The organism is Bradyrhizobium sp. SBR1B, assembly GCF_014198205.1.
Lineage (GTDB): Bacteria > Pseudomonadota > Alphaproteobacteria > Rhizobiales > Xanthobacteraceae > Bradyrhizobium.
The window spans coordinates 302,159-323,848 of record NZ_JACIHC010000007.1 but is presented as its reverse complement, the minus strand read 5'-3'; the positions used below and the strand labels follow the sequence as shown (position 1 = coordinate 323,848).

Annotated in this window: 27 protein-coding genes; 18 read left to right on the top strand and 9 right to left on the bottom strand. The window is 64.6% G+C overall.

What is annotated here, in order from left to right; all coding sequences use genetic code 11:
- Window positions 1–19: 19 nt before the first annotated feature.
- Both GGD61_RS20840 and ftsY read right to left on the bottom strand, forming a co-directional pair.
- Entirely contained in the window at window positions 20–622 is a 603-nt protein-coding gene (locus GGD61_RS20840) for a septation protein A (protein ID WP_018318890.1), read from the bottom strand.
- 3 nt (window positions 623–625) lie between these two features.
- A complete protein-coding gene (gene ftsY / locus GGD61_RS20835; RefSeq protein WP_018318891.1) occupies window positions 626–1,573 on the bottom strand; it encodes a signal recognition particle-docking protein FtsY in 948 nt (315 codons plus the stop codon).
- Between the two features lie 60 nt (window positions 1,574–1,633).
- Here ftsY and GGD61_RS20830 point away from each other — a divergent pair, with 60 nt between their 5' ends.
- Together GGD61_RS20830 and GGD61_RS20825 are read left to right on the top strand one after the other, a co-directional pair.
- Window positions 1,634–2,335 carry an RluA family pseudouridine synthase gene (locus GGD61_RS20830; RefSeq protein WP_026202090.1) on the top strand — a complete coding sequence of 234 codons (702 nt, stop codon included), beginning with the start codon at window positions 1,634–1,636 and terminating at the stop codon, window positions 2,333–2,335.
- 138 nt (window positions 2,336–2,473) lie between these two features.
- Window positions 2,474–3,583 (top strand): DUF2336 domain-containing protein, encoded by a 1,110-nt coding sequence (locus GGD61_RS20825; protein ID WP_092261439.1) that lies wholly within the window; start codon window positions 2,474–2,476, stop codon window positions 3,581–3,583.
- 195 nt (window positions 3,584–3,778) lie between these two features.
- On the opposite strand, the gene mtaB is transcribed toward GGD61_RS20825, so the two are convergent.
- Together mtaB and dapF are read right to left on the bottom strand one after the other, a co-directional pair.
- Entirely contained in the window at window positions 3,779–5,032 is a 1,254-nt protein-coding gene (mtaB, locus tag GGD61_RS20820; RefSeq protein ID WP_092261440.1) for a tRNA (N(6)-L-threonylcarbamoyladenosine(37)-C(2))-methylthiotransferase MtaB, read from the bottom strand.
- Window positions 5,032–5,907, bottom strand: coding sequence for a diaminopimelate epimerase (gene dapF / locus GGD61_RS20815; protein ID WP_092261441.1), 876 nt, complete (start codon window positions 5,905–5,907; stop codon window positions 5,032–5,034). Before dapF ends, mtaB begins: the two co-directional genes overlap by 1 nt.
- On the opposite strand from dapF, the gene GGD61_RS20810 reads away from it, so the two are divergent.
- The 3 genes from GGD61_RS20810 to GGD61_RS20800 are packed head-to-tail and all read left to right on the top strand — an operon-like array spanning window position 5,906 to window position 7,652.
- Window positions 5,906–6,148, top strand: a complete 243-nt coding sequence (locus GGD61_RS20810) for a hypothetical protein (protein WP_143109107.1) — start codon at window positions 5,906–5,908, stop codon at window positions 6,146–6,148. The genes dapF and GGD61_RS20810 overlap by 2 nt on opposite strands.
- Window positions 6,149–6,150: 2 nt before the next feature.
- The gene (locus GGD61_RS20805) at window positions 6,151–6,930 is read left to right on the top strand and encodes a GyrI-like domain-containing protein (protein WP_092261442.1); all 780 of its coding nucleotides are present in this window, start codon (window positions 6,151–6,153) and stop codon (window positions 6,928–6,930) included.
- Window positions 6,931–6,935: 5 nt separating this feature from the next.
- A complete protein-coding gene (locus GGD61_RS20800) occupies window positions 6,936–7,652 on the top strand; it encodes an SIMPL domain-containing protein (protein WP_177237392.1) in 717 nt (238 codons plus the stop codon).
- A gap of 213 nt (window positions 7,653–7,865) precedes the next feature.
- Here GGD61_RS20800 and GGD61_RS20795 read toward each other — a convergent pair whose 3' ends face one another.
- Entirely contained in the window at window positions 7,866–8,300 is a 435-nt protein-coding gene (locus GGD61_RS20795; protein ID WP_244550775.1) for a hypothetical protein, read from the bottom strand.
- Between the two features lie 152 nt (window positions 8,301–8,452).
- The gene (locus tag GGD61_RS20790) at window positions 8,453–9,517 is read right to left on the bottom strand and encodes an MBL fold metallo-hydrolase (RefSeq protein WP_177237393.1); all 1,065 of its coding nucleotides are present in this window, start codon (window positions 9,515–9,517) and stop codon (window positions 8,453–8,455) included.
- Window positions 9,518–9,974: 457 nt separating this feature from the next.
- Here GGD61_RS20790 and ffh point away from each other — a divergent pair, with 457 nt between their 5' ends.
- The 7 genes from ffh (at window position 9,975) to GGD61_RS20755 (ending at window position 15,816) form a co-directional block, all read left to right on the top strand.
- Window positions 9,975–11,522, top strand: a complete 1,548-nt coding sequence (ffh, locus tag GGD61_RS20785; RefSeq protein ID WP_092261445.1) for a signal recognition particle protein — start codon at window positions 9,975–9,977, stop codon at window positions 11,520–11,522.
- Window positions 11,523–11,608: 86 nt separating this feature from the next.
- Window positions 11,609–11,941 carry a 30S ribosomal protein S16 gene (rpsP, locus tag GGD61_RS20780; RefSeq protein ID WP_008133080.1) on the top strand — a complete coding sequence of 111 codons (333 nt, stop codon included), beginning with the start codon at window positions 11,609–11,611 and terminating at the stop codon, window positions 11,939–11,941.
- A 9-nt stretch (window positions 11,942–11,950) separates the two neighbouring features.
- Entirely contained in the window at window positions 11,951–12,496 is a 546-nt protein-coding gene (gene rimM / locus GGD61_RS20775) for a ribosome maturation factor RimM (protein ID WP_092261446.1), read from the top strand.
- A gap of 34 nt (window positions 12,497–12,530) precedes the next feature.
- On the top strand, window positions 12,531–13,286 hold the full coding sequence (gene trmD, locus GGD61_RS20770; protein WP_092261447.1) for a tRNA (guanosine(37)-N1)-methyltransferase TrmD: 756 nt from the start codon (window positions 12,531–12,533) through the stop codon (window positions 13,284–13,286).
- Window positions 13,287–13,396: 110 nt separating this feature from the next.
- Window positions 13,397–13,777, top strand: coding sequence for a 50S ribosomal protein L19 (gene rplS / locus GGD61_RS20765; protein WP_018318903.1), 381 nt, complete (start codon window positions 13,397–13,399; stop codon window positions 13,775–13,777).
- A gap of 328 nt (window positions 13,778–14,105) precedes the next feature.
- Window positions 14,106–15,512, top strand: coding sequence for a 3-isopropylmalate dehydratase large subunit (gene leuC, locus GGD61_RS20760; protein ID WP_092261448.1), 1,407 nt, complete (start codon window positions 14,106–14,108; stop codon window positions 15,510–15,512).
- A gap of 94 nt (window positions 15,513–15,606) precedes the next feature.
- Window positions 15,607–15,816, top strand: a complete 210-nt coding sequence (locus GGD61_RS20755) for a hypothetical protein (RefSeq protein ID WP_092261449.1) — start codon at window positions 15,607–15,609, stop codon at window positions 15,814–15,816.
- 53 nt (window positions 15,817–15,869) lie between these two features.
- On the opposite strand, the gene GGD61_RS20750 is transcribed toward GGD61_RS20755, so the two are convergent.
- Window positions 15,870–16,409, bottom strand: a complete 540-nt coding sequence (locus GGD61_RS20750) for a hypothetical protein (protein ID WP_092261450.1) — start codon at window positions 16,407–16,409, stop codon at window positions 15,870–15,872.
- Between the two features lie 178 nt (window positions 16,410–16,587).
- Between GGD61_RS20750 and GGD61_RS20745 the strand changes: the two genes are divergently transcribed.
- Window positions 16,588–16,887: a DUF1330 domain-containing protein gene (locus tag GGD61_RS20745; RefSeq protein WP_018318908.1), complete on the top strand. Its 300-nt coding sequence runs from the start codon at window positions 16,588–16,590 to the stop codon at window positions 16,885–16,887.
- A gap of 4 nt (window positions 16,888–16,891) precedes the next feature.
- Here the strand turns inward: GGD61_RS20745 and GGD61_RS20740 are convergent, their stop codons facing one another.
- Entirely contained in the window at window positions 16,892–17,152 is a 261-nt protein-coding gene (locus tag GGD61_RS20740) for a hypothetical protein (RefSeq protein WP_177237394.1), read from the bottom strand.
- Window positions 17,153–17,169: 17 nt separating this feature from the next.
- Entirely contained in the window at window positions 17,170–17,445 is a 276-nt protein-coding gene (locus GGD61_RS20735) for a hypothetical protein (RefSeq protein WP_177237400.1), read from the bottom strand.
- 252 nt (window positions 17,446–17,697) lie between these two features.
- Between GGD61_RS20735 and GGD61_RS20730 the strand changes: the two genes are divergently transcribed.
- The 5 genes from GGD61_RS20730 to GGD61_RS20710 all read left to right on the top strand — a co-directional run bounded on the left by GGD61_RS20730 (window position 17,698) and on the right by GGD61_RS20710 (window position 21,689).
- Window positions 17,698–18,096 (top strand): metallopeptidase family protein, encoded by a 399-nt coding sequence (locus tag GGD61_RS20730; protein WP_092261453.1) that lies wholly within the window; start codon window positions 17,698–17,700, stop codon window positions 18,094–18,096.
- A 299-nt stretch (window positions 18,097–18,395) separates the two neighbouring features.
- Window positions 18,396–19,001, top strand: a complete 606-nt coding sequence (leuD, locus tag GGD61_RS20725) for a 3-isopropylmalate dehydratase small subunit (RefSeq protein WP_092261454.1) — start codon at window positions 18,396–18,398, stop codon at window positions 18,999–19,001.
- A gap of 77 nt (window positions 19,002–19,078) precedes the next feature.
- A complete protein-coding gene (locus tag GGD61_RS20720) occupies window positions 19,079–19,864 on the top strand; it encodes a hypothetical protein (protein ID WP_092261455.1) in 786 nt (261 codons plus the stop codon).
- A gap of 226 nt (window positions 19,865–20,090) precedes the next feature.
- Window positions 20,091–20,510, top strand: coding sequence for a hypothetical protein (locus tag GGD61_RS20715; protein WP_091965007.1), 420 nt, complete (start codon window positions 20,091–20,093; stop codon window positions 20,508–20,510).
- Window positions 20,511–20,840: 330 nt separating this feature from the next.
- The gene (locus GGD61_RS20710) at window positions 20,841–21,689 is read left to right on the top strand and encodes a Crp/Fnr family transcriptional regulator (protein WP_244550776.1); all 849 of its coding nucleotides are present in this window, start codon (window positions 20,841–20,843) and stop codon (window positions 21,687–21,689) included.
- Window position 21,690: the final 1 nt, after the last annotated feature.

Below are 21,690 nucleotides of genomic sequence, written 5' to 3'. Positions count from 1 at the left end.
TGTGGAGCGACGCTTCGGCCTACCCCTTCCGCACATCCCCCGCTTCCGCCTCGCTCGCCTCGAGCGACGCGGGCTCGATCCCGTAGCGCTTGGTCAGCGGCATCTGGGCGATGGCGAAGATCATCGTGATCGGGGTGACGCCGAACACCTTGAAGTTCACCCAGAAGTCCGTGCTCTGGGTGCGCCAGACGATCTCGTTCAGCACCGCCATGCCGGCGAAGAACAGCGCCCAGCGCAGCGTGAGGATACGCCAGCCCTGCGGCGTCAGATTGAACATCTGGTCGAACATCACGGCGATGAAGGAGCGGCCGAACAACAAGCCGCCGCCGAGGATCGCAGCGAACAGGCCGTAGATGATGGTCGGCTTGAGCTTGATGAAGGTCTCGTCGTGCAGCACCAGCGTCAGCGTGCCGAATACCAGCACGATCACGCCCGTCACGATCGCCATGATCGGGATGTGGCGCGTCACCACGTAGGAGGCGACCATTGCCGCCACGATCGCGACCATGAAGGCGCCGGTCGCGGCGAACAGGTTGAACTTCGCGTTCACGAAGAAGAACACGAGCAGCGGCCCGAGCTCGGTCGCGAGCTTGAACAGCGGATGCGGCTGGGTCTTGTCCATTCTTCAGCTTTCGATTCCGGCAATGGCGCGGGCGAAATCGCGCGCGGTGAACGGCGCGAGATCGTCGACACCTTCGCCGACGCCGATGAAGTGCACCGGCAGTTTGAACTTTTCCGCGAGCGCCACCAGAATGCCGCCGCGGGCGGTGCCGTCGAGCTTGGTCATCACGAGGCCGGTGACCCCGGCGGTGCGATGGAAAGCCTCGACCTGCGACAGCGCGTTCTGGCCGACGGTGGCATCGAGCACAAGCAGCACGGCATGCGGCGCAGTGTCATCCACCTTGCGGATCACACGCACCACCTTTTCGAGCTCGTTCATCAGCTCGGCCTTGTTCTGCAGCCGGCCGGCGGTGTCGATCAGGAGCACGTCGATATTCTGCTCCTTGGCCGCCGTCAGCGCGTTGAAGGCGAGGCTCGCCGAATCCGAGCCCTGCGCGCCCGCGATCACCGGCGTCTTCGTCCGCTCGCCCCACACCTTGAGCTGCTCGATGGCTGCTGCGCGAAACGTGTCGCCGGCAGCCAGCATCACCTTGCGGCCTTCGGAGGCGAATTTCTGCGAGAGCTTTCCGATCGTGGTGGTCTTGCCCGAGCCGTTGACGCCGACCACGAGGATCACGAACGGCTTTTTGGCCGCATCGATCACGAGCGGTTTTGCCACGGGCGACAGCACCTTCTCGACCTCGGTGGCGACGACGTCCTTGACCTCGTCCGCCGAGATCGCCTTGTCGTAACGGCCGGTGCCGACGGCGTCCGCGATCCGCACCGCGACTGACGTGCCGAGGTCGGCGCGCAGCAGCACGTCCTCGATGTCGTCGAGCATGGCGCGGTCGAGCTTGCGCTTGGTGACGAGGTCGGCGACCGCGGTCCCGAGCGAGGACGAGGTGCGCTTCAGCCCGTTGGACAGGCGGCGCCACCAGCTCAGCTTGGGGGGATCTGACGTGGTATCGTTCATGGCGGGGGTGTGTTAGCCGTTCCGGCTGCCAAACGAAAGTCTTGACCGAAAGTCTTGCAATTGCTCGATGTTCCCCAATTGACGGCCGATGAAATTCTGGCCCGCGTGCTCCATCGCGACGGGCTGATGCTGGTCATCGACAAGCCGGCCGGCCTTCCCGTGCATCGCGGTCCCAAGGGCGGCGCCAATCTGGAGGATTCCTTCCACGCGCTGTGCTTCGGCCTGCCGCGACCGCCGGTGCTGGCCCACCGGCTGGACAAGGACACCTCCGGCTGCCTCGTGCTCGGCCGCCACCGCAAGGCAACCGCCTCGCTCGGCCTCCTGTTCAAGCACGGCAAGATCGGCAAAACCTATTGGACCGTGGTCGAGGGCGGGCCAGCCGAGGACGAGGGCACCGTCGACATGCCGCTCGGCCGGCTCAATGCCGAACGCGGCTGGTGGCAGAAGCCTGATCCGGAGGGACAGAAGGCGATCACCAACTGGAAAGTGATGGGGCGGGGCGACGGTTTTACCTGGCTGGCCATGGAACCGGTGACCGGGCGGACCCATCAATTGCGGGTGCATTCGGCCGCGACCGGCTGGCCGATCTTCGGCGATAACATTTACGGCAACGGCCCGCGCTTCGGCGAGCCGAAGCTGCACCTGCATTCCCGCGAGATCGTGGTGCCGATCTCCCGGAACAAGGAGCCCGTCCGCGTCGTGGCGCCGGCCCCACCCCACATGCACGAAAAACTCCGCGCCTGCGGCTGGAACGGGGAATAGCCTTTCAGATCCTCATAGTGAGGAGCTTAGCAGTGCCGGGCTACCGGCCCATGGTTTACGAAACGTTCAGCGCTCGCCGCTAATGATGACGGTTGCTTAGAACAAGCTTCTGTAACCGCTCAGGATGAGCAGGGCGTGATGTCCAAGGCCGAACTATCGATCATCGAAGAGGTCGAATCCGCGATTCGCACAGGCTCGGCGGAAAAGGGCCTGGAAACGGCCCGGCGCGTCACCGATCTGTTCCTCTCCTCTGCCGGCAAATTCGACGACGAGCAGATCGCGTTGTTCGACGAGGTGCTCGAGCGCCTGATCGGCACCATCGAGCTGCGGGCGCTTGCCGACATGGGCGCACGCATCGCGCTCGCCGAGATCAGCGCGCAGCTGGCGCCGATCGCGCAGGCGCCGCCCTCGGTAATCCGCCGCCTCGCCAGCAATGACGAGATCCGCATCGCCGGTCCCGTGCTGCAGGAATCGGCCCGCCTCGACGACGGCGAGCTGGTGAAGATCGCCTCCAGCAAGGGCGAGCCGCATCTGCTGGCGGTCGCCGGCCGCTGGTGGCTGAAGGAAATCGTCACCGACGCACTTCTGGCGCGGCGCTATCCCAGCGTCAGCCGGCGGCTCGCCGCCAATCCCGGCGCGCGCGTCTCCGGAAACGGATTCGCCGTCATGATCGGGCAGGCCGAAGCCGATCCCGAACTTGCCGTCAGCGTCGGCGTCCGCGTCGACCTGCCGTCGGAGCTGCGCCGCCGGTTGCTGCGCTCGGCGAGCGACGCCGTGCGCGCCCGCCTGTTGTCGCGCGCGCCGCCGCATCTGTTCGAGGAAATCCAGAGTGCGATCGCCGCCGTCACCGTCGGCGTCGATCGCCAGATGTCTGGCGTCCGCGATTTCGAAGGCGCCAAGCGGGCGATTGCAATGCTCAAGGCGACCAGCCAGCTCAGCGAAGCGACGCTGTTCGGTTTCGCTACGCAGCGGCGCTATGAAGAGACCGCCGCGGCGCTGGCCGCATTGTCCGGATCGACCGTCGAGGTAATCCGCCCGCTGATGCAGAGCCTGCGCGACGACGGCTTGCTGGTGCCGTGCAAGGCGGCGCAGCTCAGCTGGGAAACCGCGGTGGCCGTGCTCGAAAGCCGTTTTGCCACAGGCGCCATGAAGCCGGCCGATCTTGCACGGGCGCAAGGGCACTACGCGCGGATGACGCCGGAGAATGCCAAGCGGACGCTGCGGTTCTGGCAGGTCAGGGCGTCGTAGGGGGCGCTATTTGGGCAGGCATATCCACACCCCCGGTGTCGTCCCTGCGAAAGCAGGGACCCATAACCACTGGGAGACGTTTGGCGACGGCTGTCTGGGACGAGCACCGTTGGCGACCGAAAAATCACGCGGTATGGGTCCCTGCTTTCGCAGGGACGACATTGGGGATGCAATGCGTCGCAACTCCGACACCGTCTATGTGGTGAGATGCTCGCCATCGCTACCAACGATCCTGCGCGGCACCACGCTTCCCACCCGCCCGCCCGCGATCGCCACCGGCAGATAGTGCTCCGTACGCCCCTGGCCCTCGCTCTCGATCAGCACCTCGCGCGTGGCACCGATCTCGGCTTGCAGCCGCTTGCGTAGCGCCATCTCGCCCGCCGCACGCAGCCGCTTCGCGCGCTCCTTGATCGCCGGCCCCGCCACCTGCGGCATCCGCGCGGCCGGCGTGCCGGGGCGGGGCGAATAGGGGAAGACGTGCAGGAATGCCAGGCCGCATTCCTCGACCAGATCGAGCGAGCGCGAGAACATCTCCTCCGTCTCGGTCGGGAAACCCGCGATGATGTCGGCGCCGAAGGCGATGTCCGGGCGCAGGCGGCGGACCTGCTCGCAGAACGCGATCGCGTCCTGCCGCGAATGGCGCCGCTTCATGCGCTTCAAGATCATGTCGTCGCCGGACTGCAACGACAGATGCAGATGCGGCATCAGCCGCGCATCGCCGGCGATGGCGTCAAGCAGGTCGTCATCCGCCTCGATCGAATCGATCGAGGAAATGCGCAGGCGCTTCAGCTCCGGCACGTGCCGCAAGATCTGCTTCGTCAGCATGCCGAGCTTCGGCGTGCCCGGAAGGTCAGCGCCGTAGCTGGTGAGATCGACGCCGGTCAGCACGATCTCGGCATGGCCACGCTCGGCCAGCGTCCGCACCTGCTCGACCACCGCACCCATCGGTACCGAGCGCGAATTGCCGCGGCCATAGGGGATGATGCAGAAGGTGCAGCGATGGTCACAGCCGTTCTGCACCTGCACGAACACGCGCGGCAGGCCGCTGGCATAGCCGTCGATGAGATGCGGCGCCATCTCCCTGACGGCCATGATGTCGCTGACGGCGATCTTCTCGCCGGCGCCGAGATCGAAGGCATCGCGGGCATCGCGCCACACGGATGACCGCATCTTGTCGTCATTGCCGACGACGCGATCGACCTCGGTCATGTCGGCGAACATCGCAGCTTGCGTCTGCGCCGCGCAACCGGTGACGACGATGCGCGCGTCGGGCCGTTCGCGCTTCAGCTTGCGGATCGATTGCCGCGCCTGCGCCACCGCCTCATTGGTGACGGCGCAACTGTTGATGACAATAGTGTCGGAGAGTCCAGCGCCCTCGGCCTCGCGGCGGATCACCTCGGCCTCGAAGGCGTTGAGGCGGCAGCCAAAGGTGACGACGTCGACGGCCATCAGGCGACCGGCGCAAACAGCGCCGGATCGAACCTGCCCTCATATTCGAAGGTCGCAGTGCCCGTCATCAGCACGTGGTCGTCGCGCTCGCGCCATTCGATGCCGAGCTTGCCGCCGGGCAGCGTGATCTCGACATTGCGCTCGACGCGCTTCAGGCGGGCCGCGGCCACTGCCGTGGCGCAGGCCGCCGAGCCGCAGGCTTGGGTCAGGCCGGCACCGCGTTCCCAGGTGCGGATCGTGATGTGCTTGTCATCGACGATATGGGCGAGCGTGATGTTGGCGCGCTCCGGGAAGATCGGATGGTTTTCGAGCAGCGGACCGAAGCGCTCGAGATCGTAGGCGTTGACGTCATCGACCCAGAAGATCGCATGCGGATTGCCCATGCTCACCACGGAGGGCGAATGCAGGATCGGATTGTCGATCGGCCCGATCTGCAATTCGATGTAGCGGGTATCGCGGAACTCTTCCGCCAGCGGAATGTCCTGCCAGCCGAACTTCGGCGCGCCCATATCGACGGTGTAGAGATCGGGCGCCGGGCCTTGCCAGGCATTGAGCAAGCCGGCCGCCGTCTCGAACGTCGCGGCGGTCTGCCCGTTCTTCTCGAAGATGCGCCGTACCACACAGCGCATGCCGTTGCCGCAGGCGCCTGCCTCCGAGCCGTCATTGTTGTAGATGCGGATGAAGGCTTCGGTGCCGTCGAGCCGCGGCTTCTGCAGCACCATGAGCTGGTCGTAGGCCACACCGCCGTTCGCAGACGCCACCGCGCGGGCGTCGTCCGGCGTCACCGGGCCCGCAGAATCGCGCATGTCGACAACGACGATCTCGTTGCCGATGCCGTTCATCTTGGCAAATGCGTGATTGGCGAGCGCGCTCATGAAAAATCCCGAATTTCGCCTGTCTTATATGGCGATCCTTGCCGGCTTGGCCAGTGATTTGCGGTCGGCGGCCGAGCGGTCTGCCATGACGCATCTGTCATGGGACGAATTCCGCGCCCGCGTGTTAGAACGGCGCAGCTCGCCGCGAACCGGGATGCGCGGCCGGGCTCAAGCCGGATTAGGCCTTGGTGGGCAAGGTCTTGCTGATGAAGGGCCTTGGTTAAGGCCTTGGGGAGAATAAAAATGATCAGGTTTCGTCGTCTTGCTCTGGCCGCGCTGATCCCGGCAGCGGCCTTGTCGCTTGGCCTGCCTGAGGTTCTGGCGCAAACCCCGAGCCCGGCACCGGCGGCCTCGGCAAGTCCCTCGCCGGCCCCATCGGCTTCTCCCACCCCGGCCGCGAGCGCCTCGCCGGCCCCTGTGGCGACGGCCTCACCCGCGCCGTCGCCTGCCGCCAGCGCGTCGCCGGCCCCGACAACGTCGCCCTCGCCCGCAGCCAGTGCCTCACCCAGCCCAACGGCCCCGCCACCGGCGGCGGCCGCAACACCTGCCCCGGTGCAGACCGCCGATCCGTTCGGCCTGGAGACCACGCTCGAGGCCAAGAAGGTCGTAATGGTTAAGGGCACTGCCAATTGGGACTCGGCCTTCGACACGCTGATCGACGCCTTCAAGGCACTGAACACGCTCCTGGACAAGCAGGGCATCAAGCCATCAGGCAATGCGATGATCGTCTACACCTCGACGGACGATACCGGCTTCACCTTCCTTGCCGAGATCCCGGTCGAGCAGGATCCCAAGAACCTCGCCAAGGACATGAGCATCGGCAAGTCGCCGGAAGGCAAGGTGCTGAAATTCGTCCATCGCGGCTCCTACGACAACATGGACAACACCTATGAGGCGATCACCAACCACCTCGACGACAAGAGGCTGGAAGCCAAGGATACCTTCATCGAGGAATACCTCACCGATCCGCTGAAGACGACAGAGGACAAGCTCGTGATCAACGTTTTCGTGCCGCTGAAGTGAGACCAATGAAAAAGACTGCCATACTTGCTACGTCCCTTGCCGCCGTTTTCGCCGCCACGCTGCTGACAACGCCCGCGCTTGCCGATGATTTTCCATCCGCCATTACGGTGAGCGGCGAAGCCAACATTTCCGCGGCGCCCGATCTGGCGCAGATCGACGCCGGCGTCGCCAACGACGCCAAGACGGCGAAGGAAGCGTCCGATGCCAACAACGCCGCGATGGGCAAGGTGCTGCTGGCGTTGAAGGGCGCCGGCATTGCCGAGAAGGATTACCAGACCTCGCGGCTGTCGCTGCAGCCGCAATACGGCCAGAACAAATCCACCGGCGCATCCCCGGTGGTCGGCTTCCGCGCTTCGAACCGCGTCACCGTGAAAATTCGCGACGTGACCAAGGTCGCCGGCATCATCGACACGCTGGTCAGCGCCGGCGCCAACGACATCGGCAACATCTCCTTCGAAGTGACGCAGGCGTCAAAACTGCTCGACGACGCGCGCGAGCAGGCGATCGTGGACGCCCGCCGCAAGGCGGAGATCTACGCCAAGGCCACCGGCGTGACGCTGGGCGCTCCGCTCAGCGTCACCGAGGGCGGCGGCCCGGTGCCGCTGTTCAAGGGGCGGATGGCAGCACCAATGGCCGCATCCCCGCAAGCCGCGGTTGCGCCCGGTGAGGAAACGCTGTCGGTGACGGTGAATGTGAGCTGGGCGATCAAGCAGGGGCAGTAGTCCCGTTCCTAAGAGGCACGTCGCCGCAACACCAATGGTGCAGTCCCTGCGAACGCGTTCGCAGGGACTTATCATGCATGCCCGTTAAGGGAGGTTCGCGGCGAGTCTTTCCGTTGATGAATCGGCCCATCGCCCAAGTTGCTGTATCCAGTATGTCGCTGAGCGAGGCGACCGATCACGCGTCCGGCGGCAGTGGATAGCATTGTTGCCTGATCAATCATTCGCGCTGATATCAGTAAAAAGGAAACCCGCCGGCGTCTTGGTAAAGACGAAGATGAGCTCGCCGCAGAAGACGAAGTAACTGTCGTTCTTATAATCGTCGCGATCGTAGACGGCCTTGCCGCGCTGGATACACGCGCGATTTTTCGCCGTGAACGAGGTCCGATAGGTCTTGGCGCCAAATTGCGCGGCGTCGCGAATTGCGTTGTCGTTCATGAACGGCAATCGTGTCATACCGGCGACGGCGACGGAATCGTTTGCCTTCAGCGCCGCGCGAAACTTCTCGATGAAGCCATCGAATTCCTTCTGCAAGGCAGGAGAAGCGACGGCGTTCTTCGCCCGGGCGACGGCTGGAGCAAGGTTCACAAGAGCGGTTGCGAGCACAATTCTCAGCAAAAATCCCACAGGCCAGTTCCATCCATCGATCAATCAAGGTCTTCCGACCAAAAGAAATCCATGGTGTTTTGTTGCGTCATGGGCTTTCTGGTTCAACCGCGCAGAGCCGTAGGCACTTGTCGCTATAGGAGCAAAGCGGACATTGCTTTCGTCGCATCACGCCGCCGGGTTTATGGGTACACGACCTAAATCTCCACCACCTGCCCCGGCTGCATCGCCACGAAGCGCTCCTGCGGAAGCTTCGCAGCATCCAGCGCCTCGACCAGCGCCTTGGCCGGCGCGTCGATCGCCTCATCCGTGAGCTGGAACGTACCGTGATGATGCCCGAGCGCGGCCTCGGCGCCGCAATCGCGTAGCGCCTTCACCGCGTCCTCCGGATTCATATGCTGGTCGCGCATGAACCAGCGCGGCTCGTAGGCGCCGATGGGGAGGATCGCCAGACGCAGCTTGCCGTGCTTCTCGGCGACGCGGCGGAAATGCCGGCCATCGCCATAGCCGGAATCGCAGACGACGTAGATTTTCCCCGCAGGCGTCTCCAGCACAAAACTCGCCCATAGCGCCTTGTTGCGATCGAACATGCCGCGCGCCGTCCAATGCCGGGTCGGCACCAAATGCACGGCGATGCCGCCGCCGAGCTCGACGCGGTCGTGCCAGTCGAAGGCTTCCACCTTGATCGTGGAATCCCAGCTGCGCATCGTCACGTCGTTGCCGAGCGGGGTGACCACGCGCGGGGCAAAATTCTTGGTGAGCCGCGACAGCGTCGCGATGTCGAGATGATCGTAATGGCCGTGCGAGACCAGCACGACGTCGATCTTCGGCAGCTTCTCGAAGGCGATGCCGGGATCGTTGTGCCGCTTCGGCCCGGCCCAGGCGACCGGCGAAACCCGCGTCGACCAGACGGGGTCGACCAGGATGTTGAGGCCGCCGGTCTGGATCAGCCAGCTGGCATGCCCGACGAAGGAGAGCCGCACCTTGTCGCCGTCGACGCGGGCTGGCGGCGTGTCGGCATGGGGGCTGGGCGCCCAGTCGGGCCAGGTGGCGCGCTGCCGCTTGCCGCCGAGCTGCCAGCGCAGCACCTCCCGAAGCGATTTCGGCGGCGCGCCGTCCGGATCGAAGAAGTTCAGACCGTCGAAATGGTCGGAGGCGGGACCGTCGTAGGTTTTCATGCGGGACATCCAGAGGGACGGGACACCGACCAGGGCGCCGGCCCCGGCAAGCAGTCCGAACAGGCGGCGGCGGGTGATCGGCACGGCGGGCTTCAGGAGTGGTGGCGGAGGTAAGTCATCACCTTCTATATGGGCGGGGCAAAAGGAAAAGGAACCGGCAGTCGAAAGCGACATATTTTCAGGATGTTACCTTGGCAGAGACATTCCGGCACCCCAACTTTCCTTGACTTTTGGGCGGGAGCGGCGTTTAACCCCGCCACTTTCTCGGAAAGGCTTTCTTTTCGACCCGCCGACTGGTCCTCGAGGCCAGAGGTCAACGCCCGACAGCGCTGTGCGCCCTCGGGCGTAAAGGTGTTTGGAAGATCGCTTGCCCAAGGAGGTGATCATCGCCCGACTTGATCGGGCGATCCAGTATCCCAGAGGCGGCTCGGCTGGAACCGAGGTGCCGCGGCGTACTGGATGCCCCGGTCAAGCCGGGGCATGACAGCAGTGAGTAACGGAGCGCTCTTCCCGTCGGGAAGACAGCAACAGGACAACGGCATTGTTCGACAATCTGTCGGAACGGCTTGGCGGAATTCTCGATCGTCTGACGGGGCGCGGTGCGCTGACCGAAAAGGACGTCGATGCCGCGATGCGCGAGGTGCGCCGCGCGCTGCTGGAGGCCGACGTCGCGCTGGAAGTGGTGCGCAGCTTCACCGAACGCGTGCGCGAGCAGGCGATCGGCGCCACCGTCGTCAAGTCGGTCACGCCCGGCCAGATGGTGGTCAAGATCGTCCATGACGAGCTGATCAACACGCTCGGCGCCGAAAGCCAGACCATCGACGTCAACTCCGTGCCGCCGGTGCCGATCATGATGGTCGGTCTGCAGGGCTCGGGTAAGACGACCACCACCGCAAAGCTCGCCCGCCGCCTGGTCCAGCGCGACAAGCGCAAGGTGCTGATGGCCTCGCTCGACGTCTATCGTCCGGCGGCGATGGAGCAGCTGGCCGTGCTCGGCCGCGACCTCGACATTCCGACCCTGCCGATCGTGGGGGGACAGCAGCCGCCGCAGATTGCCAAGCGCGCGCTGGAAGCCGGCAAGCTCGGCGGCTACGACATCGTGCTGCTCGACACCGCCGGCCGCACCACGCTCGACGAAGATATGATGGCGGAAGCAGCCGCGATCAAAGCCGCGGCCAATCCGCACGAAGTGCTGCTGGTCGCCGACAGCCTCACCGGTCAGGACGCCGTAAATCTCGCGCGCGCGTTCGATCAGCGCGTCGGCCTCACCGGCATCGTGCTGACACGAGTTGACGGCGACGGCCGCGGCGGTGCTGCGCTGTCGATGCGCGCGGTCACCGGCAAGCCGATCAAGCTGATCGGCACCGGTGAAAAGACCGACGCGCTGGAAGACTTCCATCCCGACCGTATCGCCGGCCGCATCCTCGGCATGGGCGACGTGGTGTCGCTGGTCGAGCGCGCTGCCGCCAATATCGACGCCGAGAAGGCCGCGCGCACCGCCGAGCGCATGCGCAAGGGTCAGTTCGACCTCAACGACATGCGCGAGCAACTGCTGCAGATGGCCAATATGGGCGGCATCAGCGGCCTGATGGGCATGATGCCCGGTATCGCCAAGATGAAGAACCAGATCGCGGCCGCGGGGATCGACGACAAGATCCTGAAGCGCCAGGTCGCGGTGATCGATTCCATGACGCGCGACGAGCGCCGTCATCCCGATTTGCTCAAGGCCAGCCGCAAGAAGCGCATCGCTGCAGGGTCCGGCCAGAGCGTCGAGCAGGTCAACAAGCTGCTCAAGATGCACCGGAACATGGCCGACGTGATGAAGGCCATGGGCTCGGGCAAGCGCGGCCCGCTCGCCGGCATCGCGCAGGCCATGGGCTTTGGCGGCGGCATGAAGCCGCCCTCGCCGGAAGAGATGAAGGCGCTGCAGGAGAAGATGCAGAGCGGCGGCGGACAGGGCTTGCCCAATTTGCCGAAGGATCTGCCGGCCGGCTTGCGGCAGGGCCTGCCGAATGTGCCCGGCCTCACGGGCCTCAGCGGCAAGCCGATGCTGCCGGGCCTCGGCGGTTTCCCCGGCAAGAAGAAATGAGGAATTCGTCGCACGGGATCGATAAGCGTCCCGCGCAACGCGGAATACCAATCAACCGAACAAACCGTATTTTGAAGGAGAACTGAATGTCCGTCGTTATCCGCCTCGCTCGCGCAGGCACCAAGAAGCGTCCCGTCTATCACGTCGTCGTCGCCGACTCGCGCTTCCCGCGCGATGGTCGCTTCATCGAGCGTCTCGGCTATTTCAACCCGCTGCTGCCGAAGGACAACGAGACCCGTCTGAAGCTCGACATGGACAAGGTGAAGGCCTGGCTCGCCAAGGGCGCGCAGCCGTCCGATCGCGTGGCGCGTTTCCTCGACGCTGCCGGCGTCAAGAAGCGCGAAGCGCGCAACAACCCCGAGAAGGCCGTGCCGCGCAAGGAGCGCAAGGCGCAGGCCGAAGCCGCCGCGAAGGGCTAAGGCTAGAACATGTCGGCGCTGGTCTGCGTCGCGCGGATCGGCGCCGCGCATGGTGTGCGCGGTGCGGTCAAACTGTGGACCTTCACCGAGGATCCCTTTGCCGTCAGGCGCTACGGTCCGCTGCTGTCCAAGGACGGCAAGCGCCAGTTCGAGGTCGCAACGGCGCGCGAGGCCAAAGATCATCTGGTCGCAACGTTCAAGGGCGTCACGACCCGCGATGAGGCCGAGCGCCTCAACGGCATCGAGCTCTACGTCGCGCGCGAAAAACTGCCCGCGACAGATGCGGACGAATATTACCACACCGATCTGATCGGGCTCGCCGCCGTCACCACGGACGGCGACGCGCTCGGCCGCGTGCTCGCGATCCACAATTTCGGCGCCGGCGACATCATCGAAATCGCGCCCCCAAAAGGCACGACGATGCTGCTGCCGTTCACGAACGCCGTGGTGCCGGAGGTCGATCTCGAAGGCGGCCGCGTCGTGATCGCGCTGCCACAGGAGATCGAGGGCGACGACGCTCCCTCGGCGGGTCCCCGCGAACGCGGGGACCCATAACCACGGGCCGTGGTTTTTGGCTAAGCTGATTGCGATGGCAAACCCCTCACCCTGGCGCGCGACGGTGCTGACGCTGTTTCCGGAGATGTTTCCGGGGCCGCTCGGCGTGAGCCTTGCCGGCCGGGCGCTGGCCTCGGGGCTCTGGGAGATTGAGGCGCGGGACATAAGGGCGTCCGCCACCGACCGCCATCGCAGCGTCGACGACACCCCGGCCGGTGGTGGGCCGGGCATGGTACTGCGGGCGGATGTTCTGGCGGCAGCCATCGATGCCGCCGAGATCGCCCCCGAGCGGCCGCGCCTGCTGATGAGCCCGCGCGGTCGACCATTGACCCAGGCCCGGGTTGCCGAACTCGCCGGGGGCCCCGGCCCCCTGATCGTCTGCGGGCGGTTCGAGGGGATCGACCAGCGGGTGATCGACGGGCGGGGCCTGGAGGAGGTCTCCATCGGGGATTACGTGCTGTCCGGGGGCGAAATCGCAGCTTTAGCCCTGATCGATGCCTGCGTCCGGCTGCTGCCGGGCGTGATGGGCAAGGAGGCCTCGGGAACCGAGGAAAGCTTCTCCGATGGCCTTTTAGAGTACCCCCAATACACCCGTCCGCAGCTGTTCGAGGGGGCCCCGATCCCGGAGATCCTGACCTCCGGCGACCATGCCAAGGTTGCAAGCTGGCGGCGGGCCCAATCCGAGGCCCTGACGGCGGCCCGGCGGCCCGATTTATGGGCCCAGATCCCACCCAAGCCGGCGAATCGGGCCGGTCGCCAAAAAACGCCAAAAAACAAGACAGACGGGTGACAAACGCTCCGGCTTGCCTTATAGGAGCGGCCAAATCCGCAATGGCTGGATAGACGAATTTTGCGCAGCCCCCCGTTTCCAGGGCTGGGCGCGCCGATGGAGATTTACCCATGAACCTGATCAAGCAGCTCGAGCAAGAGCAATTCGACAAGCTGTCCGCCGGCAAGGACATTCCGGAATTCGGTCCCGGCGACACCGTGATCGTCAACGTGAAGGTGGTCGAAGGTGACCGTACCCGCGTGCAGGCTTATGAAGGCGTCTGCATCGGCCGTTCCGGCGGTGGCCTCAACGAGAGCTTCACCGTCCGCAAGATCTCCTATGGCGAGGGCGTGGAGCGCGTGTTCCCGGTGATGTCGCCGATGATCGACTCGATCAAGGTGGTGCGTCGCGGCAAGGTGCGTCGCGCCAAGCTCTATTACCTCCGCAACCTTCGCGGCAAGTCGGCCCGCATCGTCGAGAAGCAGGATCGCCAGACCGCGGTCGGCGAGTAAGCTCCGCCCCACCGGGCAAGTTTTCAAAAGCGCGGAGCTCGGCTCCGCGCTTTTTTGTTGCGTCAGCCGTGCGCGTCAAACCACTCGCGCTTCCAATTCGGCCTGCTATATATTCTTGGAATGTTTCCAGATCCGACCAGCCTCGCCCCCGTCAAGCGCATCGTCATCGACGATCGCTCGCGGCTGCCTGGCCGGTTCTTCGGACGCTTCGCGACCTCGGCAACGTCAGAGCTTACGCGCGCAGCCTAAAAGCTGCGCTGACGATTTTGTTGCCGGCGCGCCGCGCGCGCCTATCCGCTGACACAACATTCTTTCGGAGCTCAAGCTCATGTCCAAGCCGACCACATTGTACGACAAGATCTGGAACGACCACCTGGTGCACGAGGCCGAGGACGGCACCTGCCTGCTCTATATCGATCGCCATCTGGTGCACGAGGTGACCTCGCCGCAGGCGTTCGAAGGCCTGCGCGCGACGGGGCGCAAGGTTCACGCGCCGGAAAAGACGCTCGCCGTCGTCGACCACAACGTGCCGACCACCGATCGCACCAAGCCGAATCCCGATCCTGAAAGCATCGAGCAGATCAAGGCGCTGGCCGAGAACGCCAAGGAATTCGGCATCGAATATTACAACGAGTTCGACAAGCGCCAGGGCGTCGTCCACGTCATCGGCCCCGAGCAGGGCTTTACCCTGCCCGGCACCACCATCGTCTGCGGTGACAGCCACACCTCGACGCATGGCGCGTTCGGCGCGCTCGCGCACGGCATCGGCACGAGCGAGGTCGAGCATGTTCTGGCGACGCAGACGCTGATCCAGAAGAAGGCCAAGAACATGCGCGTCACCGTCGACGGCAAATTGCCTGACGGCGTGACGGGCAAGGACATCATCCTCGCCATCATCGGCGAGATCGGCACCGCGGGCGGCACCGGCTACGTGCTGGAATACGCCGGCGACGCCATCAGCGCGCTCAGCATGGAAGGCCGCATGACGGTCTGCAACATGTCGATCGAAGGCGGCGCGCGCGCCGGCCTCGTTGCACCCGACCAGAAGGCGTTCGACTTCCTGCGCGGCCGCCCCAAAGCCCCGAAGGGCGCCGACTGGGACGCGGCGATGCGCTACTGGGAAAAACTGCGCTCCGACGAGGGCGCGCATTTCGACAACGAGCTGCGCCTCGATGCGGCCAAGCTGCCGCCGATCGTGACATGGGGCACTTCGCCTGAGGACGTCATCTCGGTGACCGGCATCGTGCCAGATCCCGACCAGATCGCGGACGAGGCCAAGCGCCTCTCCAAGCATCGCGCGCTGAAGTACATGGGCCTGACCGCGGGTACGAAGATCACCGACATCAAGGTCGACCGCATCTTCATCGGCTCCTGCACCAACGGCCGCATCGAAGATCTGCGCGCTGCTGCGAAGATCGCCGAAGGCAAGACCGTTTCGGCGCATGTCAACGCCATGGTCGTGCCGGGCTCCGGCATCGTCAAGGAGCAGGCGGAAGCCGAGGGTCTCGACAAGATCTTCATCAAGGCCGGCTTCGAATGGCGCGAGCCGGGCTGCTCGATGTGCCTTGCGATGAACCCGGACAAGCTGGCTCCGGAAGAGCGCTGCGCCTCGACCTCGAACCGCAATTTCGAGGGCCGCCAGGGCTTCAAGGGCCGCACCCATCTGGTGTCGCCGGCGATGGCGGCAGCGGCGGCGATCGCGGGTCACTTCGTCGACGTCAGGGACTGGCGCTAAGCCACTGCCTGCAATTGTAGCTATCGCGGCAAACAGCCGTTAAACGATCGCCTGACACTCTCGTCCTCGCGAGGTTTTCGCGAGGACGCGCGCCATGGCCAACAAGCCCGAATATGTCGACCTGATCAGCGACGCCACGCGCCAGCACCGCCGGCGCGCGCCGCGCTTGCACATCGTCGCCAAGCCCGAGGTCAAGGAGACCTCGAAGCTCAGCCGCTGGCCGCCTGCGATGTTCAAGCAGTGGAAGCTCGATAATCTGATGCGGTGGAAAGCTTCGTCGTGGAAGCTGAAGGATTGGCTGTAGCCCCCGGACGAGCAAAGGGCGCCACTGAGGCGCCCTTTTCACGTCGATCGTGCTTACCAATAGTACCTGTACGGATGGTGCCAGCGATGCCAACGGCAGATCCGGCGCGGGCCGTAATAGGTCCAGATGACCCGGCAGCGGCGCGGATAATGGTAATAGGGATAATAGCCGCCGACATAATAGCGCCGGTGGAAGTGGCGATGGCCGAAATGGGGACGATAGCCCCAGTGGCGGTGATAGCCGCCATAATGACGGAATCCGCCGTAGCGAATGCCGCCGCCGTGGAAGGCCGGCCCGGCGCGGAAGCCGCCGCCATGAAAGCCGCCGCCGCGGAAACCGCCGAAATGTCCGCCGCCACCGCGGAAGCCACCGCCGCCGTGAAAATGTCCGCCACCACCATGCCCACCGCCGCCGTGCCGGACCTGCGTGACGAGGTCGTCGGCCGCAGCTTTCGTCGCAGGTGACGTCGCCGGATTGATCAAGGTGAGCGCTTCAGCACGATGCGCGCTCCCGGCCGACAGCATCAGCGTCGCCGCAGCCGCAATCCCGAGCAGGCGCATCGGGCCTGCCCGGAGACCCAAACTCCTCAGCATGGACTTCTCCCTGAATCTGGACAGCGGAGCAGCGTTGCTCGTTCCCGGCCCGCGTCATCCCTGTTCAATTGCAGTCGCTCGCGGGGTTAAATTGCTAACAGCGATGTGAACGCGCCATGAATGAACGAGGCGGGCGCCTCGCTGCGGCGCTGTGCCGCTACGGGAAGGAAGTCTTGAGATGACCGTCTACGCGATTGCACAATTGAAGATGACCGACCGCGCAGCCTACGATCGCTATCAGGCGCGGTTCTTCGATGTGTTCAAGAAGTACAATGGGCGCCTGCTCGCTGCCGATGAGCGACCGCGCGTGCTCGAAGGGGCGTGGCCGCACGACAAGCTGGTCATGATGTCGTTTCCGGACGAGGCCGCCTTCCTCGCCTTCTCGAACTCACCCGACTACGAGGAGATTTCGCGCGACCGCAAGGCGGGCGCGCAGGCGACCGTGTTACTGGTCAAGGGATTTGCGCCCGCCGGCTAGGACGTCACCAGAACGGCCCGTAGCCGAACACGAAGGGCGCGGGCACGCCGTAGGGATAAGGACGGTAGTGGACCGGCCGCGCGTAATAGCGGGGATCATGGCGCACGACGGGGCGCGCAATATGTTGGGTCCGCGCGGGTCGCCGCACATCGAAAACCGCGATCCCGGCCGAGGCCTCCGGCACCGTCGTCCTTGGCGCCGCGGACGCGCCGGGCAGGCCGACGGCAAGCGCGATGGCGACGGCCAATGCAAACCATCTCGCCATGACGATCCCTTGGGGCATCAGCCGGGGCGCCAGTAGCAGCTCATGCGCGGCACGATCACCGTGCCGCTGGGCCGGAATTCCTGCACATAGGTCGCGTTGCATTCGCGGACCGCATTGGGACCCGGATTGTAGCGCGGATAGACGCCGTCAGGGCTGTAATAGGGCGTGACTCGCAAACGCGGCGGTCGCTTGCGTGGCGGCGGGGCATCAGGCGGGGCTGCCTGGGCGAGGCGAATCTCGGAGCCGGCGGTCTGGGCCTCGGCGCCAACGCAAAATGGCGAAAACAACCCCATGCACAGTAGCGTCAGCGCTGTTTTCGCTCGCATTTTTCCGCCCACCTGAAACGTCCCGTTCGAGGCCCACGCTCCCTGTTTTGGCGGCGCCCGTCAACCTCGCCGCGCTTTATAAAGCGGGATGCATCAGCGGGAAACCCGCGCTGGAGCCCGTTTCAATGGAATTGAAACCGGCTCCAGATTCTTACTTTGACGCGTTTTCTTCACGCGAACCGGTATCCACTTCGCTCGAAAACGCTTTAGAACAACCCCATGTGGACGGAATTGAAAGCGCCCTCGCTGGCCGAGATGGAAGCGACGGCACACGACATCTTCGAGCGCCTGCCGGCGGAATTTCGTAGCCTGTGCGAGGGCGTGATCCTCCGCGTCGACGACTTCCCGACCGAGGAGGTCCTGGACGAGATGGAATGCGAGAGCGAGTTCGACCTGCTCGGCCTGTTCCAGGGCGTCGGCCTACCGCAGCAGAGCCTTGGCGACGTGGCGCGGCTGCCCAACATGGTCTGGCTCTACCGCCGGCCGATCCTGGATTACTGGGCCGAGCACGACGAGAGCCTTGGCCATATCGTCCGCCACGTCCTGATCCACGAGATTGGCCACCATTTTGGCCTGTCGGACGACGATATGGCGGCGATTGAGGCTAAGGCGGAGTAGGAGGCGCCGGCGTGAGATGAGCCCCCTCCCCCGCTTGCGGGCCGCGACGAGCTTCCCTCGCGCTGAGAGGGCTGGGGAGAGGGTCTCTCCGCAGCGGGACAGTCCCCTAGAGGCGAGAGCCCCCACCCGCCGCGCTTCGCGCGTCGACCTCCCCGCAAGCGGGAGAGGTGAAGTCCCGACGCCGCACCAGCTCTGCCTCAAACCAGCCAAGCAGACGAGACCTGCCGAATTCGGCCTAGGATTCAGGCCCCGGACACGATAAACACGCCTTCCCTGAACCACCCCGGGAAAGCGCAACCATGGACAAGTTCACCACGCTGGAAGGCGTCGCGGCGCCGCTGAAGATCATCAATGTCGACACCGACATGATCATTCCGAAGCAGTACCTCAAGACCATCAAGCGCACCGGCCTTGGCAAGGGACTCTTCTCCGAGCAGCGCTACAAGGATGACGGCAGCGAGAATCCGGACTTCGTCCTCAACCAGTCCGCCTATCGCAATGCCAAGGTGCTGGTCGCCGGCGACAATTTCGGCTGCGGATCGAGCCGCGAGCATGCGCCCTGGGCGCTGCTCGACTTCGGCATCCGCTGCGTGATCTCGACCTCGTTCGGCGACATCTTCTACAACAACTGCTTCAAGAACGGCATTCTGCCGATCCGCGTCAGCCAGGAAGACCTCGACAAGCTGTTCGACGATGCCGAGCGCGGCGCCAACGCGACGCTGACGATCGACCTGCCGAACCAGGAGATCCGCGGCCCCGACGGCGGCAAGGTCAAGTTCGAGATCGATCCGTTCCGCAAGCACTGCCTGATCAACGGCCTCGACGACATCGGCCTGACGATGGAGAAGAAGTCCTCGATCGACACCTATGAGGACAAGCTCAAGCGCGAACGCGCCTGGGCCTGATCGTAGGATTTCATTCGAGCCCCGGTGCTGTCAGCGCCGGGGCTTTTTCTTTGTCCTGAATATTATAGCTTCCGCGCATGCTGCCCGACATCGTCACCTTCTGGCACGGCCCGATGGACGCCCTGCGCCAGACCTGTCTGCGCTCGCAGCTGGCGGCCGGCCACAAGGTCACGGTCTACAGCTTCGACACCATTCCCGGCCTGCCCGCCGGCGTCGCCAACGCGGATGCCGAAGCGATCCTGCCGCATGCGTTCTCCGAACGCTTGCGGCCACCGCAACCGGATGGAAGCTGGCGCGACTGGACCACGCTGCAGTTCAGCGATTTCTTCCGCATGAAGCTGATGGCGAAGAATCTCGGCCTCTGGCTCGATGCCGATGTGCTGCTCTTGAAGCCGGTCGAGATCGATCCGGCAAAGCCCTACTTCGCCTGGGAGCGGCCACGCCAGCTCGGCAATTCCGTGATCTACCTGCCGCCCGGGCACGGCATCGTTGCCGCCTTCGAGGAACTGATGGAGCAGGAGGAGCTGACGCCGAACTGGCTGTCGGTCCGCCATCGAATCACCTTCATGATGCGCCGCCTGCGCGGCGGCTCGAACCGCCTCTCCGATATCCGCGTCGCGATCTTCGGCCCCGCGGCACTCACCGCGCTCGCGCGCCGCACCGGTGAGTTGCAAAACGCGCTGCCGAAGCAATCGTTCTATGCCGTGCATGCGGAACCAAAACTGTTCTTCGATCCCTCGAGCTATCTCGGCCTCGTCACCAACCCCGAGATCATCGGCCTGCACATCTCGCCCAAGGGGCGCGGCGGCGAAAAGCCGATTCCGGGCAGCCTGTACGCCTGGGCGGCGGAGCGGTTTTCGTAGCCCTCTCGCGTGTCCCGGACGCGGTGCAGCGTGCAACGCTGCCCCGCAGAGCCGGGACCCAGCTACCTGTGGGCCCCGGCTCTGCAACGCACCGCTGAAGAAGCGCTGCGCCGCGTCCGGGCACGAGAGCAATTTTCCCCGCTCGATCCAGTTTGATCCAGCGCAACGCGCCTCTGCATCATTGTGCTTAATTCGCTCCAATTCCGCTGTCCGAAGGGAGCTTTCCATGAGCACCGCAAGCAGGCCATATCCCATCGTCCAGGACCTCATCGACTCCTTTGCGAGCTGGCTGAAGCATCGCCGCGAGTTGAACGAGATGCGGCAGCTCGATCGCGCCGATTTCGACCGGATCGCGAGCGACTTGAGGATCGCGCCTGACGATCTCGAGGAACTGGTCCGCCACGGCAAGCATTCTGCCGACGAGCTGCCAATGATGCTGCAGCAACTCGGCATCAGCGCCGAAGGCCTCGGCCGCGCACAGCCACTCCTTCTCCGCGACATGGAGCGGGTCTGCTCGCTCTGCAATAACAAGGGACAATGCGACCGCGATCTGGCCGACGGCACTGCCGCGGAGAACTATCACGGCTACTGCGGCAACGCCGCGACGCTGGAATCGCTCGATCGCGCCGATGTCGCGCCGCGGTGAGCGGCGCAGGAGATTCGCTCGCCGCACACTCATCAATCCCTACCTTGGATCGGCGGAAGGATGTCTGCTGTGCCGCTGATAGCGGGGTATGGCAGATCTCCCCAGAGATCCGCGCCGGGTCAGGGTTAAACTCGCGCGCAACCATCACTGGTCGATCAGCACGTGGTGCACCTCGCCGAGCGGCAAAAGATCGCGAATAGTATGATGTATGCAAGATTCCGTTTTCGCGAGGAGGATGCCGGCGAGGCCACCGCAATTATCCGTGCTTGATCTCGACGAATGGCTCTGTTTGGATAGTTTCGCTTCGGGCAATTCGTATTTCGGATAATCATGGCAAATGAAGTAGATCGATCCCGTCGTTCATTGGGTGCTCGTTCACAAGAAAGCATCGTGACCGTCCACCGCGCGGGCATCGGGAATCGGCTGCTGGCGGCGTTGCCGCCGGCGGATCTCGGCTTGCTCACGCCCTACTTCCAGAAGGTCTCGTTCGAACCCGATGCCGTCCTGGTGCGGTCGGGCGATGAGCTCGACCCGGTTTATTTTCCCCATAGCGGCGCAATCGCCTTCATGCTCGATATGCCGGACGGGCAAACTGTCGCAACCACCTTGATGGGACGGGAAGGCGCTTTGGCCTCGTTCTCCGTGCTCGGCCCGTCGCTTTCATCCGTGACCGCGGTTACTCGCATAGCCGGCACAGCATCGCTGATTTCCGCCGCCAAATTTCGCGCCGCCTTTGCGCAAAGCACAGCCATCAGGAACGTCGTGCAGGTCCACGCCCGCGCGGTGTTATTGCAGCTCCAGCACGTAGCCGCTTGCAACGCGCTGCACCGGGTGGATGGCCGCATGGCGCGGTGGCTCCTGCAGCTTCACGACCGCGTGCCCGACGACCGGCTTCCGGTGACGCAAGAGGCGCTTGCGCAACTGCTTGGGGTGCGACGGACGACAGTAACCCTGACGATGAGCAAGCTACGCGAGGCCGGCGCGGTCCCGTCCGACGGGCGCGGGTTTGTAGAGATCGATCGGGCGCGGCTCGAGAAGGTCGCATGCGATTGTTATAGGCTCATGCAGCGCAACATCGATCGGATGTATTGCGAGGAATTGGCCGCGCCGTCCTCTGCTCTTGGCGAACAGAAGATGGCGGTTTGTCGCGGAAAAGCGGGTATCGCTTATTCGAGTTGAC